A 17,381-nucleotide genomic window follows, 5' to 3' on the forward strand; every position below is an offset into this window, starting at 1 on the left:
TTCTATTTTTAACTTTGCTTCGGTCACTATAAGAGCTTTATAGTGACCCAAAATCTTTTTCAAGCTTCGCCTCGGTCACTATAAGAGATTTATAGTTACCCAAATTCTATTTTCAGCTTTGCTTCGGTCACTATAAGAGATTTATAGTTACCCAAATCCTTTTTCAAGCTTCTCTTTGGTCACTATAGGATTTCTATAGTGACCCTAATTCTTTTTCAAGCTTTCCTTAGGGCACTAAAAAAGATCTAAGTTACCTTTTCTATAAAGAATCACTCTTAGCATGGAGGTATTAACCACCATGCTAAGGTCATTAGTTTATTTTTCTACAGGCTCCCCAGCTTTTCCCCAATGTGTCTTAGGGATCTCTGTTACGATTACTCTTATATTCTCTTTCGGAGCATCCAAAGTTTCAGAAACTGTATTCGTTACATTACGGATTAATTCTGCTACTTTTTCTTTTGGTCTTCCTTCCATCATTTGCACTTGAATAATAGGCATGAAAATCCCCTCTATTTACAAATTTCTAATCGGTTACGGTAAATGATACTTCGCCAAATCCATCAAATTTTCCGGTTACGATATCGCCAAAGTTCAACTTAACGGCAGCTGTAATGCCGCCAGTTAGGATCACGTCACCCTTGCGAACCTTTTCACCCTTCCTTGCCAGCATATTTGCCAGCATCGCAACAGAATGGGCGGGGTGTCCTAGGACAGCGGCTCCTGCACCCAATTCCTTGATTTCACCATTAATTGATAGCGTTGCCCCGACAAGGTCCAATTCAAATTGTTCCGGTTTTTTCAATGATGTTCCAAACACAACCCGTGCAGTAGAGGCATTGTCAGCAATAACATCCGGCAACGTAAACTGGAAGTTCTCATAACGGCTGTCGATGATTTCTAATGCTGGAAGAACGTACTCCGTTTTCGCGAGAACCTGCGCACCTGTTATTCCCGGACCCTCAAGATCCTCTCCCATCACAAAAGCAACCTCAGCCTCTACTTTCGGGTGAATTACATCACTTAATCGGACTTTGCCGCCATTTTCAATCAACATATAATCGAATACATAACCATAAATAGGCTCTTCAATGCCCATTTGCTTCATCTTGGCAAAGCTGGTTAAACCCATCTTAGGACCAACGATTCTTCTACCTTCACTTAATTTGCGATTTACGATTTCTTGTTGAACAAGATACGCTTCCTCCACCGATAAATCCGGTTTCAGGCTTACAGTTACCTTCGGAACTTCACGCCTTTCTTCCTCCGCTGAAACGAGGTAATTGGCAATTTCCTTATATTGACTCATTAAAATTTCTCCTCCGTTCTAAAAGTGGATGCTTACCTGCCCAATATGTGCGAATCTTGCCGTAAATGTATCTCCGGCACGCGCTTCTACCGCTGCCGATAAGGCTCCTGAGAGAATCACTTCACCTGCGCGCAATGGGATATCAAATTCAGACAATTTATTCGCCAGCCAAGCAACACAATTGGCTGGATTACCTAATGCCGCTGCTCCAACCCCTGTATTAACTAGCTCGCCATTTTTATAAAAAGCCATTCCGAGTAACTCAAGATCAATATCCTCAACCTTAACTGGTTTGCCGCCAAGTACATAAAACCCTGATGAAGCATTATCTGCAACTGTATCGGCAAGCTTAATCTTCCAATCTTTTACTCTGCTATCAACGATTTCAAGCGCAGGAACCAAATATTCTGTGGCCTGAAGGACATCAAGTGCAGTAAGATTCGGTCCACGTAATTCCTTTTTTAAAATAAAGGCAATCTCCGCCTCTACCTTTGGCTGTAGAACTCGTTCAATATCAATAGAGCCTCCGTTTTCAACTACCATACTGTCTAGCAGGTGACCATAATCCGGCTCATCAACTCCTAAAAGATTTTGCATGGCCAGGGATGTTAAACCAATTTTTTTCCCAACTATTTTCTGCCCCTGCTCTACCTTTTTCTTTATATTTTCAAGCTGAACGTAATAGGCTTCCTTTACTGTTAACTCTGAATCGATTGAAGTAAGCGGTACAATTCCGACTCGAGTGGACTCTGCTTCTGCCAAGTTTCTTGCAAACTCTTCTATTTTACTCGTCAACATTCTTACACCCTTTCTACAGTTTAATGGTTATATTGGATAATTCAGAGTAGAAATCAATGCTGTGCATGCCTCCGGTTCTACCGATGCCGCTGTTTTTCATTCCGCCAAATGGGGTACGAAGATCGCGTAAGAACCAGGTATTAACCCAAATAATTCCCGCTTCAATTTGATGAGCAACACGGTGAGCACGTCTTAAATCATTGGTCCAGATGGTTGCACTTAATCCATAATGGCTATCGTTTGCTTGCACAATCACTTCTTCTTCCATATCAAATGGCATTACCGTCACGACAGGTCCAAATATTTCTTCACGAACGCAGCGGGAATTGCGGTCCAAACCAGTAATAATCGTTGGCTCTAAATAATAACCTTTTTCAAATCCTTCTGGACGTTTACCGCCTGTAAGAATATTCGCGCCATCATTACGTGCGATTTCAATATAGCTATTCACACGATCATAATGTTCCTTACTGATTAATGCGCCAACCTTTGTATCTTCATTTTCCGGCTTACCAACTTTTAGTGTTTTTACTTTTTCAACAAATTTCTTTAAGAATTCTTCATAGGCTGGGCGTTCTACATAAATACGTGAACCACATAAGCAAACCTCACCTTGGTTAATAAAACTAGATTTAATCGTCGTTTCAACGACTTCATCAAGATCTGAGTCGGCAAAAATAATATTTGGATTTTTACCACCTAATTCAAATGATAGTTTTTTCAATGAAGTGGATGCTGCTTTCATAATCGCAGAACCTGTTCCTGGTTCACCAATAAAGGAAATCGCATCAATATCCGGATGTTCTGAGATGGCTCCGCCTGCAGAATTCGGACCGAAACCATGTACGAGATTGACCACACCGTCTGGTACTCCCGCTTCCTTACAAATCTCCATTAATACTGTTGCTGTCATAGGTGTCCACTCAGCTGGTTTAATTACAGCTGTGTTCCCCATCGCAAGACAAGGTGCTAATTTCCAAGTAAGTAAAAGTAATGGTAGGTTCCAAGGTTTAATAATGCCAACAACCCCAACAGGACGGCGGTACGAATAATGAATGGCTTGGTCATCCTGCTGATTGGCGTCCGTGTTAACAGAAATCATATAATCGGCAAAAAAGTGAAAATTGTACGCTGCACGCGGTATATCGATGCTATTTGCCAGCCAAAATGGTTTACCAGTATCCAATGATTCTAAGCGGGCTAATTCCTCTTGTCTTTCAAGGATTAAATCACCAATTCGACGAAGAATTTTAGAACGTTCAGAAACTGTGGTATTTTTCCACTTTCCGTTTAATGCTCTGCGAGCAGCTGCTACGGCATAATCTACTTCTTCTTTTCCACCTTCTGCAACAGTTCCTAACACTTCTTCTGTGGCTGGATTAATATTTTCAAATGTTTTTTGGTTTTGGGACTCAACGAACTTCCCATTAATGAAGTGTAAGCAATTAATTGCTTTTACTCTTGTTTCTACTTGCATATCCGAATTCCTCCTAATTGGAAAAAATTTAATTTATTTACATAAGTTGATGGTAACGCTTTCGAGTTTCACATACAACGCTCATGTTGCTCTATACGCAACAACTAGAATGATTTCTAAAATAAATTTTAATACTCTAAATTATTTTAATTTTTCCTTTTCTTTTAAAAAACTTTCTGCTATATTGCGTACTATAGAACAACATTGTTTTCTATTTTGAAACAAGGGGTGAATCATTTGGAAGTTAAAAATCAAGAGGATCAATATCTTTCCTCAGTTAAGAATGCGCTTAGAATTTTAAAAAGCTTTTCAATCGATGAGCCTGAAAAAAAGGTAAGTGATATTTCATCATCGCTCGGACTTAACAAGAGCACGGTAAGCCGTACCATGGCCACGCTGGCAAGTGAAGGCTTTGTTCAGAAAGACCCTGAAACGAAAAAATATCGTCTTGGTCTCTCACTTCTTTCGTTAAGCAGTATCATTAATAGCAACACAGATGTTTACCATGAATCTTACCCTGTCTTAGGCCGGCTTGTTGAAAACCTCGGTGAAACCGCTCACATTTCTGTAATAGATAAATTAGATGTTATTTATTTGCAAAAAGTAGAGTGTAATCATCCCGTAAGATTCTTAACACATGTTGGCAGACGAAATCCTCCACACTGTACGAGCTCTGGTAAAGTGCTGCTTGCTTATGCGGATGAGGAACTGGTTAATTCAGTCCTCGAAAAAGGCTTAGAAAAATACACAAAAAATACGATTACGGACCCCGATAAACTCCTTGCTAATTTAAAAGAAATTAAGAAAAATGGATATTCTACTAGTTTTGAAGAGCTAAATGAAGGAGTAAATTCCATTGCTGCACCCGTTTACGATTATAGAGGTAAAGTGATTGCAGCCTTGTCAGTTGTCGGACCGAAACAAAGAATTCAGCCTAATAAGATTCAAGGTTTTGCCAAGAAAATAATAGCCGCTGCCAAGGAAGTCTCAGAACGAATGGGATACAGAGGCTAATTTTATGAAAAGGAGCTTATCATATGCATGACTTTCATACTCATTTTATCCCGTCTGATGTTATAACCTGGCTAAAGGATAACAAGGAACAGGTGAATGCCAAATGGATTCGAAAAGAAAAAAACAAAGATGATTTCTTATTTATTAATGAAAAATGGGGCTTTGAACTAAAAAAAGCCTTTATTGACAGCGAACTCTACTTAACGCAACAGGAAAGCGCGGGTGTAACTCATTCTGTTGTTTCGCCAATCCCGCAGCTTTTTCTTTACGATTTTCCTGATGAAATCACAACGGATATCTCTATCGTTTATAATCACTCATTGGCTGAGTGGTCTAAATCAGCACCTCAGAAAATCTCAGCATTAGGCACCGTACCCCTTACCAACCCAGACAAAGCAGCCCAAGTCTTACAAAACGCCATGAATCTTGGACTTAAAGGCGTCATCATTGGTCCTGGCCTTCCTGGAAAAATGTTATCGGATGAATGTTTCACACCATTTTTTGAAGAGGCCAATCGCCAAAAGGCCATCGTCTTTATCCATCCATTGTTGTGCGAAGACCCTCGATTAAACAGAAGAATGATGCCCAATTTAATAGGGGTGCCTTGGGAAACAACGGTTTGTGCGACGGATCTTTTATTAAGCGGCTTGATTGACCGGTTTCCACATGTAAAAATTCTATTTGCCCATGGCGGCGGTTTTCTTCCTTATCAAATCGGCCGACTGGACAAAGGCTATGAGCAGTGGAAACTTGTATCTTCCAACCTTATGGCACCACCATCTGAATACTTAAAACGCTTTTGGTATGACTCCGTCTTGTGGAATAAAGAAAGTATGGATTTCCTCGTTAAAGCAGTTGGAGTAGACCGGGTTGTTCCTGGATCTGATTATCCTTTTGACCTTTCTGTTTGGCCACCTGAAGGAAAGCTTCAAGAGGGCGTAAATTCTATATTAGGATAAAGGTAAAAATGAATAGTAATGACTAAAGGCACTTGAATGGTTATATTCTGGTGCCTTTAAGTCGCTTCATATTAACTTCTATTGTTTAGATAGTAGTATTAATGGCGGAATCTTCTGAAATTTTTTGAGATAATTTTACTGGTGCAGTTTCCTTGAGTAAAAAGGATAGCAAGAAGAACACAACTGCCGTCCCGCTCGCAAGCCATAACGGTGTGTAAAGACTAAACTTATCAGCAAGGATTCCAGCAATAACAGGACCTGCTGTTCCGCCAATGATTTCTCCAGTAAGAACAACACATGCAATCGCTGTTGCAGCAAAAACCTTAGGAACCGACTCTGATGGTATGATGGCAAGATAGAGCGGCTGTGCCCCAAACCCGATGGTAAGAATAAAGATAGAAATGGCCAGCAGTGCAAAGTTCGTGTGGAAAGCTGCCACCGAAAGCGGAAGCACTATAGCGATTAATGTTGCAGGAACAATAATCGTTTTCCTTCCAAGTCTATCAGATAAAAACGGCAGAAGAAATTGCCAAATGAACATTCCAATCCCCATGATTCCTAAAATAGCTCCATATTGCGCTTCGCTATAGTTCGAAACACCAGATAGAAATAGCGGCATGAAACTTGTAAATACTAATAAATACATCATGTAAAAGATAGACATCAACATACTAACCCAAACATTCCGTGTTTTAAATACCTTTTTATAATCCTGAAACGTTGGTTTTACTCTTTTATCGTTTCTACCTAAGCCTGTATTAAAATTAGGCTCCTTCATATAAAACATTAGTATCACCGCTAAGATGATCCCTGGAATGGCCAAGGCAAAAAAAGAATAACGCCAGTTCGTTGCCGCTGCGATTGCCACGACAATTACAGGTGCAAGGGCATTTCCCAATAATGCGCCCGAACCCTGGATTAATCCCAGATTCGATCCCCTTCTTTTAGGCGTTGATTCCGCCATCATGGTAGACTGAACCAACGGAATGACAGGGCCCTCTGTAACTCCCATCAATAAACGAACAAGAATAAGTGAACCAAGCCCGGCAACTAACCCAGAAGTAAAGGTGGCGATAGAAAACCCAAGAATAAAAATGATTAACGTGAGTTTCTTTTTGCCAATAAAATCTGAAACACTAGCAAAAAGTAAGGTTGAGAACCCCCAGGCAATGCTCGTAGCCCCAACAATCATTCCCATTTGAGTATTACTCAAATTTAACTCCTCAGCTACAAATGGAAACAAATAGATAATACTTAACCTGTCCATAAAAACGAGACCAAAGACGAAAAATAAAAGAATCAGCAGGTTATTTTCATACCTAAAAAATGATTGGTTTTTTTTGCTCACAACTACACCCCTTTATTCAATTAATAAAACATTACATGGGAGCCCCCCTCATATTAATTTGGGGCTTAGGCCCAAACCTCCCCATACTTCTCTTTAAGTAAGCGCTTAACTTAATAAAAGTATAGGGCAGTATTATTTATTAGAGAAATATACAATTTCGTTTACAGTGATATAAATACTATATTAGATTAATTTATAAAGTCGCTTTAATCTAATATAGCTACGGCACGGGTCCAGCCTCCGCTTGCGCCCTTAATTTTCACTGGAAAAACAGATACCTTAAATCCATATGGCGGTAATTGATCCAAGTTTGCCAGTTTTTCGATTTGGCAATATTCTTTTTCTTTACCAGCAAAATGCGCGGCCCAAAGTACACCTGGACGTGGATTTTCCTTGTAATCCGCTGCTTGAATGGCAAGTGGAGTATCCCAGCCCCAGCCGTCTGTCCCCATCACTTTTATGCCTTGATCAATCAGCCAAAGAGTGGCTTCGGCCGAAACTCCAACATGTATTTCACTATAATTGGGCTCGTATCGTTTCTTATCCGCATCACAGCGAATCATTACGATATCAAACGGCTTTAATTGGTATTCTATTTTTTGTAATTTTTCCTGAAGGTCTGAAATGCTTACTGCATAACCCGCTGGCTTGTCGGTAAAGTCAAGGACAACACCATCATTGAAAAACCATTCAAGTGGGAGCTCGTCAATGGTTCTCGAAGGTTTCCCTTCTGCTGTTGGCCAATAATGCCAAGGTGCATCGACATGAGTGCCGGCATGGCTTGTCAGAGTCAGAAACTCCCCGGCAAGTCCCTTTCTCTCTGGAAAATCATCCGGTGTGACACCAACCAGCTTCGCACCAAATTCGGCCCCCTCTTCATGCGTTTCATAACGGATTGAGAATGGAAGTGGATCTTTTAACTCTTCTTCGATTGAAACACTTAAATCTATTATTCTAGACATACTTTGCCCTCCGTTTCGTTAGCTATTTATTAATAAAGATTTTGTTCTACTATGCAAATGCCCCGCCATCAACTGGCATGGCATGCCCGGTAATGAAAGATGATTCATCCGAACTCAACCACAAAATAACATCAGAGACTTCTTTAGGCTGACCCATCCTCCTCATTGCCTGCTCATTTGTAAACTTTTCTCGTAATTCCTGGTTATTTCTTAAATTCAAACGCCCATCCATGATCATCGGGGTCTCAATTGCGGTAGGACAAACGGCATTCACGCGAATATGTTGGGTTGCATATTCAAGGGCCGCTGTTTTCGTTAACCCAATTACGCCATGCTTCGTTGCTGAATATGGAACATTATTGGGATGCCCTTTTAAGCCTGCAGCAGAGGAAACATTAACGATTGTTCCTCCACCTTGTTTCAGCATTTGATTTAATTGGGCTTTAACGGAATACCACATTCCAGTGAGATTAACAGCTATTACTTGATGCCAGCGATCCTCTGGATACTCATGTGTAGGTATACTCACACCTCCCGTAATCCCAGCACAATTGACCGCATGATCGAGCCGTCCAAAATGCTCCACAGCTGCTTGAACCATCGCTTCACCATCAGCACTTTTTGAAATATCTGTTTTAATAAATACACCTTCCCCTCCTATTGCTTCAATAGAGGTTAAGGTTTGCTGGCCACCTTCTTCATCGATGTCAGCTACGATAACTTTTGCACCTTCCCTTGCAAAGGAAATAGCTGTTTCCTGCCCAATTCCTGAACCTGCTCCACTGACTAAGCAAACCTTTCCTGTAAATCTATTAGATATGGTTCTACGGACATGTAGTGAAGTTTCCAAGTCCCCAATCTCCTAAACAATTTTATTTTTTAACACTCCGATTCCAGTAATCTCCAACTCTATCTCATCTCCAGGCTCCAGCCAGCGGTACTTTTCAGTTCCCAATTCTAAAACACAGCCAAACCCAACGGTTCCAGAGCCGATGATGTCACCAGGGTACAAGGTAACGTCCTCCGAGGCACGCTCGATCATTTGCTCGAATGAGTAGTAAATGTCTTTAAAATTCCCATGGGACCATACTTCTCCGTTTACTTTAGCCGTCATTTCTAAGTCGAAGACATCACCGATTTTGTATTTATCCAATTCATCTTTTGTTACAATTGAAGGCCCGATGGATGTAGCAAAATCTTTTCCCTTTGCTGGTCCAAGTAATACCTTCATTTCCTGCGCCTGCAAGTCCCGTGCCGACCAATCACTTAAAATCGTATAGCCGAAAATATACTCTTTTGCTTCACTTGCTTTAATGTTTTTCCCTTCTTTTCCGATAATACAGGCCATTTCTAATTCATAGTCCAATTTCACACTCTTTTTAGGACGTGCTACCTCTTCTCCTGGTCCCCTCATGGCATTTGGATTTGAAAAATAAAAGATTGGCACTGCATACCATTCTGGTGCCACACTGTTTCCGTGTGTCGCTGCTGCATTTCTTACATGTGTTTCAAATGCTACAAAATCCCGGAACGTACATGGATTCGGCAGAGGCGCAAGCAGTTCAATTTCGTCGATTGAATAGGTTGGCTGAACCTCTTTTTCTATTGATTGGATAACTGGCATATAGGTATCTTGATGTTCTAACAATTCGCGTATGCTGTCTGGTAATTCACCTTGACCAGCAAGTTCCATATCCACTACACCATCGCCGTGGAGCCACCCGGCACATTGTTTACCTTCTGGATTTCGAAAAGTAATAAATTTCATGATCACATCTCCTAATCTATTAAAACTAATAAAGGACATCTACTTAGACGTCCTTTATTACGCTCATTGAACCTCTGAAAAATGATAGATTTAAGCTTTTTCTCTGATACTATCAAACTGCTTGGATTCAAAAATATTTACTTCATCCCAGGCGTCGTTCGGATTTTCCTCAACCTTCCACATCTTAGGACCGTAATCTGGAGCGAAGTATAACGGAGAACCACCATAGATTTCAATTCTATTTCCACCTGGTTCAATTGCATACGTCGTAAACGCCTCACCTACAGCATGCTTAAATGGTTTCATCTCTAATCTGTAGCCATTATCAACCACATAATCAGCAGTCTCAAGCACTTGGTCACGATTTTCCACTGCAAAGCATAAATGGTTTAGCGGCCCATGCTCCCTTTTAAAATCAGCAAATAAGGCAATTTCATGTGACAAGCTTGAAACAGCTAGTAAGGAACCAACCTCTGTTCCATTTGGAATGACAATTCCTTCATTATGTTTAAAACCTAACTCTTTATAGAAGTTTGTATGACGAGTTACGTCACTTGTCCAGAGAGTCACATGGTCTAATCGTCTAACTGACGCACCGCGGCTTGGATTTTTTTGCGGACGAGATCTCCATTTACTCTTCAGATGAGCAGGGATTTCGGCAAGTTCAACATCCCAAAAAATCTCTTCTAAATGTCCATCAGGAGAGTAATATTGATAGGCTCTTCCATGTCCGAGGTCTCCATCAATCCAGCCTTTACCGCAGCCCATGTTCTCGATGTATTGAACAGCATCCAGTAAATCTTCTTCACTTTCTGCACGCCAGCTAATATGGCCAACCCCATTTGTTTTTGCTTCAGTTATCTTTAAACTGTGGTGAAAAAACTCTCCCCATGCACGCATGTAAACAGATTGACCGATTCTTCCGGATTCCTCCATTCCCAAAACTTCCCTAAAAAATTTTACGGATTCTTCTAGCTTTGGGCTTAATAGTTCCACGTGGGCTAATTGTGAGATAAAATGATTTCTTTTTGACATGATTTTCTTCCTCCTAAAAATGAATAGTAGTGTATTATGCGTTCAACTGAAGCTTGAGCCAATCGTACATCTCGTAAGTCTCGGTAACGTTATCCACCTGGCAATGAGCGGAACCCGGATTGCTTTTAGCTACAACCTTCAACCATCTTGGGCAGGTTAAATCATTGTATAGATTATAAGCATTCTCGACAGAGACCTGACGATCATCTTCACCATGAATAATGTAGGTTGGCATACTGATTTTTTCAGCAACCCCTTTAAGGTTAAAGAGGTCCAACTTTTTCCGTGCCTCTTCCATTGATTCTGCACCAACAACATGCTGGAGAATCTTTGCTAACGGATGGTTATCTGGACGCTTTGCCCAAACTGATTGATAATCATAAACAGCACCCCAAACGGCACATGCCTTGAAGCGCGGTTCAAAGGCTGCTGATCTTGCCGCCATATATCCGCCCATTGAAACCGCCATGATTCCAACTCGATTTGGATCGATATCAAGGTTTTCTGCAGCCCATTCATATGCAGCAGTACCCGCGACATTGTAATCGTAACGAGATGAAATATGGTTTAGCCTTAATGCTCCGCCTTGACCTGGACCATCTATAGCAAGGAGAGCAATTCCCCGTTCATTTAACAGCTGGGCCGGACCAAAATAAAGTTCCTCTGCCGTTGAATCAAGACCGCCAAACATAATGACTAATGGGGTTTCTTTTTTACCTGGTACAGCGAAAAAGTATCCTGGCAGAAACGAGTTTTCATAGGGAACTTGTACTGCCACTGGCGGATTTTCCAACATTTCCGCACCTTTTCTAAAGGATTCAACTCCTTTTAAATAGGTTGGTATTTTTCTAGGATCATCCGGCTGAAGGAAAAATTCGGCGGTTCTAATATAATTGGACGCCCGCAAATAGGCAGATCGAGCTGTTTCAATCTGTTCTTTGTCCTGGGCTTCATTTGCCACGGCAAGTGTGCGATTACCAGCTCCCATCCATGCATAATGGAAACTATTCGTATCACCCAGCGTGATATTTCCAGCTGCTTCTAGAATTTCATTTACTTCACCGCCGCCAAAATGGGCTTGGCTAAACATCCTTACAATTTGATAAGACCACATATAATGTTCAGGAAAATAATGCCACATATTTACTACACTCCATACTCTGTATAATTTTTTGAGTCCTTAAGTTGTTCTCAAGTCTTCTAGATGACCTCTGTCATTCTAATTAGGCTTTGTGCCACAATGGCGTTCGGGTTGTTCTCTTTTGGCAGTCTGCCTACTAATTGCAAGAGTTCCCAATTAACCAGCGTGTTTGAATTATCAACAACAAATTTACAGCGTTCAAAACGTCTTTCCATGAATTCATCTAAAATATCTGAAACTGGCTCTTCTTTTTGCAGCAATTCCGCTAATACTAGCGCATCCTCTATCGCCATCGCAGCACCTTGTGCTAAATGAGGAACGGTTGCATGTGCTGAATCTCCGATTAATAATACCCGGTCCCGATACCAAGGTTTCTCGACAATTAGGGTTTCGAGCGGACGATACACCACTTCTTTCGGATCTGTAATTTGTTCACTTAATTCTGCAATTAAGCCGCCAAATTCCTGAAAGGCCTCACGCATAAGTACATGCAGCTGATCTTCTTGCTTCCATGGGTTTCCAGGTTCTGCCGTAACAACAAAAACATAGCAACTATCCTCGGTCATAGGAACAATCCCAGCTTTGGCTTTTCGTCCATAAAACATCGTAATGTTCTCGAGGTCCTTGGGACGCTTGAGTGTATAACGCCAAACAGCCTGTCCGACAAAGTTTGGTTCAATATCGCCAAACACTAAGTTACGAACCTTCGATCTGACTCCATCAGCTCCAATTACTAGATCATATGTCTCTGTGGTTCCATCGGTAAATTTTGTATAGACAAATTTGTCTGCATTTTCAATCACTTTAACAGTGGTACCCATTCGAATCTTCGTTCCATTTTCAATAGCAGCTTGCAGCAAAATTTCGTGAAAATCCCTTCGTGGTATACCTCCCGTCATATTGAACTTTCCTGATGGATGAATTGGTGCATCAAAGATCATATTTCCCTTGGCGTCACGGATATGTAAGGCAGAGTGTGTCGTTCCCACTGCTAAGAATTCTTCAGTAATACCAAGTGCATCAATCGCCCTTAGTGCATTTGATTGAAGAATGATACCTACTCCATAAACATTCCATTCCTTTTGTTTTTCAACGATTTCTGTTTGAATTCCGGCTTTTTGTAAGGAAATAGCTGTTGCCAGCCCGCCAATGCCGCCCCCAACGATAAGAACCTTTTTTACTTTTGACAAGAAAACCCCTCCTTTAATTTGGCTTTAGGATTCAAATACTTAATGCAATCAATAAATAATCTTCACACTGTGTACATAGTAAAAAGGTGTGTGAATCCTATACCAATACATCGTGCAAGAAGCGTGCCAAAGCAGAAAACGCTGTCATTCTCAATATTCCGAAAAATGGACAGTCCATTCTCCGTTATTTTTTGTTCGAAAACACTACACATGTGTTTGAATTGTCCGAATTCAGTACAACAAACTAAGCGCAAGCAGCGTTTTTAAATATGACCCAAAGAATGTTTTGGATCCTAGACTTAAATTGTGGTATAGTCCCCGCTTTTTTGTATATTTAATGGTTCTATGTACCCAATTTAATAATAATATTTCGAAAAGTATAAATCCTTTATTGAAATAATTACCCCTAATGTTTATAATCTCTAATTAGAGAACCATATTAACTATTAGTAAAGTGCAATTAGTGTTAACACACAACAAATATGAATTCTCTTATATTTTCGTAAGCGTTATCATTTAAAATTACTTTTATAAGGGGGAAAAATATGAAAACGATTAATTCTACAGAGGTTATTGCTAACAGCAAATTTAACCGCTTTCATTTAGGGTTACTATTTTGGAGTTTTATCATCATCTTGTTCGATGGTTATGATTTGGTCGTCTATGGAACGGTCGTTCCTAGCTTGATAGAGGAATGGAATCTTTCATCGGTGGAAGCTGGAGCAATCGGAACCTATGGGTTATTTGGGATGATGTTTGGGGCAATCTTTTTCGGTACCTTAGCTGACCGTATTGGCCGAAAGAATGTGATTGCAATAACATTAGTATTGTTTAGTTTATTTACATTCCTTTGCGGATTTGCCGAAACCCCTACAACTTTCTCAACCTTTCGTTTCTTAGCTGGCTTAGGTTTGGGAGGAATCATGCCAAATGTTATCGCACTATTAACTGATTATGCTCCGAAAACGATGAGAAGTATGATTGTAAGTATCGTATTATGTGGATATTCTGTTGGGGGAATTCTAGCTCCCTTAATAGGAATCTTCATAATGCCAACATTCGGATGGGAATCAATCTTCTGGTTTGCGGGTCTTCCTCTATTATTATTGCCTATTATGTATAAACAGTTGCCTGAAACAGCCAGCTATCTTATCCGTACAGGCAAAAAAGAAAAATTGATTGCAACCCTTGCTAAAGTAAGTCCAGAATCGTATTTTGGTGAGAATGTTGAAGTTATGGACATAAAAATACAAGAATCAAAAGTTCCTATGATTGGATTATTTAAGGAAAACCGTGCATTCAGTACGGTTATGTTCTGGATAGCGTTTTTCAGTTGTTTATTGATGGTTTATGGTTTGAATACTTGGCTTCCAAAATTGATGATGGAAGCAGGATATGGATTAAATTCAAGCTTAGGCTTTCTTATTGCCCTCCAAAGCGGAGCCATTATCGGGACACTAATAATCGGACGACTTTGTGATAAATACGGTTCAAAAAAAATGCTTGTTCCGATGTATGCCTCAGGCGCCGTTGCTCTGACACTCCTAGGATTTGGAGGAAATACGTTTGTAATATACATATTGGTAGCGATTGCCGGAGCTGCAACCATTGGTGCACAAAATATTGTTCAAGCCTATGTTTCTCAGTACTATCCGCCAACAATTAGATCTACAGCATTAGGGATGGCTTCTGGAGTCGGCAGGACCGGAGGCATGCTCGGACCCCTTTTAGGAGGGTTCCTATTATCCGTTTCATTACCCATTCACTTAAATTTTATCGCCTTTGCGATCCCTGGCTTGATTGCAGCCGTGGCCCTTTCAATGGTGCCTTTAAAAAATGCCTATAAAAATGAAAACGACAACAAAGAGGAAACTATTAAAGTTCATGTAAGTTAATGGATTATAAGATTCTCCCCTCGTAAAAGTAAAGGGTTCCGTTTAGAGCTGCATTTCTAAAAATAAGTGCCGGAATGTTAGTCATTTTGACATCGTTATTGGTATATAAAAAGCAAAACTCGCCAAATTGGCGAGTTTCTTTATTAGGAATAGCTAAACTAAAGCTACCGCTTACTTAACTCATCTATTGGTTTCAACAACAATTCACAGTGTAGATGTTCCATATGAGCCTACATCTTCAACTATAAAACTCGTTGACTGAAAATGCTCAAAAAAGAATCGAGGCAACAAATGTGTCATTTGTCTACTTCCCCACCAAATATTAATAACATCCATTACTTTTAAATAATCATCTTGAATAACATTTCAAGTAACCAGTTCAAGACATCTTCTCTTAATAAAAGTTTTTATTATCTTCCTCAATCCCAATTCTCGGATGAATCTCATTTTTCAACGGTTGCTTTTTATTAGAAATTGTTAGTTTAGTAAAGATAATAAAAAACAAGGTTAATTCAGCTATTATCAAAATATTGGGTACTACAATAATCAAATTAATAATAAAAAAGACGGTTAAAATTCCTAAAAATAACCCTAAATGATAAATTTTCAATCGGTGGTGCACATGTCTATATTGATGGAAAACAAAGGTAGTTGACAGGAAATAGAGTAATACAGATCCAAAAGCAAAAAATAAGATAAATGAGTAATGGACCTCATGTAAAAACAATAGTCTGATAGATGCTGCAATCATGCTTAAAGACATGAAAATAAACAGATGACCATAAATAATGATTTGGCCGGATGTTTGTAAAGACTTGTCGAGTTTCTTCTCCATGTTATCGAAATATTGCCACCACATCGATATAATCAGGATAAATGAAATGATCGCAAAGCCTATTGAATCCCAATTTCCTTGTGTAGGCTGAATGATCGCAAGTGTACTAATAAGAGCTTCCCCAAAGAGAATAATGGTAAATAAACCAAATCGCTCTAATAAATGAGCCGTATTTGTGGGAACCTTTTCTAAGCATTTTCGTCCAAGCACCGGAACAATGATATCAATAAGGATTCCCGTATACAACACAGCATATCGAACCCAGGAATCAAAAAAGACGGACAATAATGAAATGACGATTCCAATCCAAAAATATCTTCCCAAAAAGAGGGCTGCTTGTTTTCGAACTCCCGTTTCTATACGCTGGACAATAAGATATTGGATAGCAGTCACTGCTCTTAAGCCAATATAACCAATTAAAAAAGAAAGATAATAAGGATCAAAATCAACTGATAAACTTGATGTCATAATTAGTACAAAAAACATTTGTAGAATTAAAAAGATACGTTGATGAAATAGATCTTTTCCAAACCGGTTAATAAATATGGTTTGCCCTACCCAAGCCCACCAGATAGGAATAAAAATTAATACAAACTTTACTAAATACTCTGCATGGATATGACCATCTTCAACATGAAGTAAAACATGAGTCGCAGCAGCAACCGCCGCCACAAATAACAAATCATAAAAAAGTTCTAACCAGGTAACTTTCTTTTCTTCCATTTCTGCACTCCCTCCAATTCTTTTATAGTTACTAGTATGCTAGAAGTATATGGTAATTGAAAGTGAAATAAAATTAACATAGACCATTTTCCATAGCTTGCAAAACACGAGCCGAATAATAAGAAAACTAAAGAGAAATCCTTACAGCCCATTGCGGGAGTAGTAACAGATGTTTGTGTTGCATTTCCTGCACTTTCCGCTGTGAACGCTGGTTATGAAGTATTTGTTGCTGCTGATGCTTCTGGAACATTCAGTAAACAAGTAGCGGATGCGGCATTAACGCGTATGGCCCATGGTGGGGTGCAGCTTCTGAACTGGTTTAGCATAGCGTGCGAATTACAACGTGATTGGCGTAATGATGTTGAAGGTTTTGGCGCTTTAATTTCTAGCCATCTTCCTGGTTATCAAAATCTTATTGGAAGCTATAGGGGAGCTCAGAGAGATTTCAGCAAGCAGCCTAACTAGAATAGCAACTTGTTTATAACTCACTTTTTCCAATATAAAGCTTCTGGCTTATTCAAGAAAAAGGCGTTTTTCTGAAGTAACTAAAGCCTAATTTCTCACTTATAACACCTGAGAAATTAGGCTTTTTTTTTGAATTTCCTTAACGTTCTAAATCCGCGTTTTGCTAGTGGTACCCCCAAAAAAGCTAAGGACAATTGTTCAACTAACCTCCCTTTATATAGAAAGGAAAAACTTCCTATTCAAAAATTGACGGTAATTTTTGCACTTTTTTTAAATTGCACAATACTTATTGTTCAATAAAAAAATGATGCCAATGGTTATGTCAAAGTTAAAGAAATTCCGAGCAAATCTTGATAAATAAAGAAGAGACGTATGCAATTCATACGTCAATCTTGTGTCATTTATTACGAAAGCACCCGAAAACGGAACCCTTTATTGTAAAAGGGAGACTCCTTTATGTTAATA

At 39.6% G+C, this 17,381-nt stretch carries 15 protein-coding genes and 1 pseudogene; 4 read left to right on the forward strand and 12 right to left on the reverse strand.

The genetic code is table 11. The features are described from left to right. Positions 1-315 precede the first annotated feature (315 nt). From ABC255_RS20210 to ABC255_RS20225, 4 genes are read right to left on the reverse strand one after another with little or no spacing between them, the layout of a single operon-like run. Positions 316-498, reverse strand: a complete 183-nt coding sequence (locus ABC255_RS20210; protein WP_179599365.1) for a 4-oxalocrotonate tautomerase — start codon at positions 496-498, stop codon at positions 316-318. A gap of 25 nt (positions 499-523) precedes the next feature. Beyond that, positions 524-1,306: a 2-keto-4-pentenoate hydratase gene (locus tag ABC255_RS20215; protein WP_412996337.1), complete on the reverse strand. Its 783-nt coding sequence runs from the start codon at positions 1,304-1,306 to the stop codon at positions 524-526. A gap of 18 nt (positions 1,307-1,324) precedes the next feature. Beyond that, positions 1,325-2,104: a 2-keto-4-pentenoate hydratase gene (locus ABC255_RS20220; protein WP_412996339.1), complete on the reverse strand. Its 780-nt coding sequence runs from the start codon at positions 2,102-2,104 to the stop codon at positions 1,325-1,327. A 13-nt stretch (positions 2,105-2,117) separates the two neighbouring features. Then, the gene (locus tag ABC255_RS20225; protein WP_412996341.1) at positions 2,118-3,581 is read right to left on the reverse strand and encodes an aldehyde dehydrogenase; all 1,464 of its coding nucleotides are present in this window, start codon (positions 3,579-3,581) and stop codon (positions 2,118-2,120) included. Between the two features lie 237 nt (positions 3,582-3,818). Between ABC255_RS20225 and ABC255_RS20230 the strand changes: the two genes are divergently transcribed. Together ABC255_RS20230 and ABC255_RS20235 are read left to right on the forward strand one after the other, a co-directional pair. Beyond that, positions 3,819-4,595, forward strand: coding sequence for an IclR family transcriptional regulator (locus ABC255_RS20230; RefSeq protein WP_412996343.1), 777 nt, complete (start codon positions 3,819-3,821; stop codon positions 4,593-4,595). A 23-nt stretch (positions 4,596-4,618) separates the two neighbouring features. Next, complete coding sequence (locus tag ABC255_RS20235) at positions 4,619-5,554, forward strand: amidohydrolase family protein (protein WP_412996345.1); 936 nt, start codon at positions 4,619-4,621, stop codon at positions 5,552-5,554. 85 nt (positions 5,555-5,639) lie between these two features. On the opposite strand, the gene ABC255_RS20240 is transcribed toward ABC255_RS20235, so the two are convergent. The 7 genes from ABC255_RS20240 to ABC255_RS20270 form a co-directional block, all read right to left on the reverse strand. Beyond that, positions 5,640-6,902 carry an MFS transporter gene (locus tag ABC255_RS20240; RefSeq protein ID WP_412996347.1) on the reverse strand — a complete coding sequence of 421 codons (1,263 nt, stop codon included), beginning with the start codon at positions 6,900-6,902 and terminating at the stop codon, positions 5,640-5,642. A 206-nt stretch (positions 6,903-7,108) separates the two neighbouring features. Next, on the reverse strand, positions 7,109-7,864 hold the full coding sequence (locus ABC255_RS20245; RefSeq protein ID WP_412996349.1) for a cyclase family protein: 756 nt from the start codon (positions 7,862-7,864) through the stop codon (positions 7,109-7,111). 49 nt (positions 7,865-7,913) lie between these two features. Further along, entirely contained in the window at positions 7,914-8,714 is an 801-nt protein-coding gene (locus ABC255_RS20250) for an SDR family NAD(P)-dependent oxidoreductase (protein WP_412996351.1), read from the reverse strand. Positions 8,715-8,726: 12 nt separating this feature from the next. Next, positions 8,727-9,632: a fumarylacetoacetate hydrolase family protein gene (locus ABC255_RS20255; RefSeq protein WP_412996353.1), complete on the reverse strand. Its 906-nt coding sequence runs from the start codon at positions 9,630-9,632 to the stop codon at positions 8,727-8,729. Between the two features lie 90 nt (positions 9,633-9,722). Beyond that, the gene (locus ABC255_RS20260) at positions 9,723-10,667 is read right to left on the reverse strand and encodes a VOC family protein (RefSeq protein WP_412996355.1); all 945 of its coding nucleotides are present in this window, start codon (positions 10,665-10,667) and stop codon (positions 9,723-9,725) included. 34 nt (positions 10,668-10,701) lie between these two features. After that, positions 10,702-11,808, reverse strand: a complete 1,107-nt coding sequence (locus ABC255_RS20265) for an alpha/beta hydrolase family protein (RefSeq protein ID WP_412996357.1) — start codon at positions 11,806-11,808, stop codon at positions 10,702-10,704. 59 nt (positions 11,809-11,867) lie between these two features. Beyond that, positions 11,868-12,998: an FAD-dependent monooxygenase gene (locus ABC255_RS20270; RefSeq protein WP_412996359.1), complete on the reverse strand. Its 1,131-nt coding sequence runs from the start codon at positions 12,996-12,998 to the stop codon at positions 11,868-11,870. 545 nt (positions 12,999-13,543) lie between these two features. Between ABC255_RS20270 and ABC255_RS20275 the strand changes: the two genes are divergently transcribed. Beyond that, complete coding sequence (locus ABC255_RS20275) at positions 13,544-14,893, forward strand: MFS transporter (RefSeq protein WP_412996360.1); 1,350 nt, start codon at positions 13,544-13,546, stop codon at positions 14,891-14,893. Positions 14,894-15,287: 394 nt separating this feature from the next. Here the strand turns inward: ABC255_RS20275 and ABC255_RS20280 are convergent, their stop codons facing one another. Next, the gene (locus ABC255_RS20280) at positions 15,288-16,451 is read right to left on the reverse strand and encodes a low temperature requirement protein A (RefSeq protein WP_412996362.1); all 1,164 of its coding nucleotides are present in this window, start codon (positions 16,449-16,451) and stop codon (positions 15,288-15,290) included. A gap of 150 nt (positions 16,452-16,601) precedes the next feature. Between ABC255_RS20280 and ABC255_RS20285 the strand changes: the two are divergent. Further along, positions 16,602-16,916: pseudogene (locus ABC255_RS20285) on the forward strand (isochorismatase family protein); the annotation flags it as partial. Positions 16,917-17,381: the final 465 nt, after the last annotated feature.

This window comes from Neobacillus canaveralius (genome assembly GCF_047237705.1).
Taxonomy (GTDB): domain Bacteria; phylum Bacillota; class Bacilli; order Bacillales; family Cytobacillaceae; genus Neobacillus; species Neobacillus niacini_K.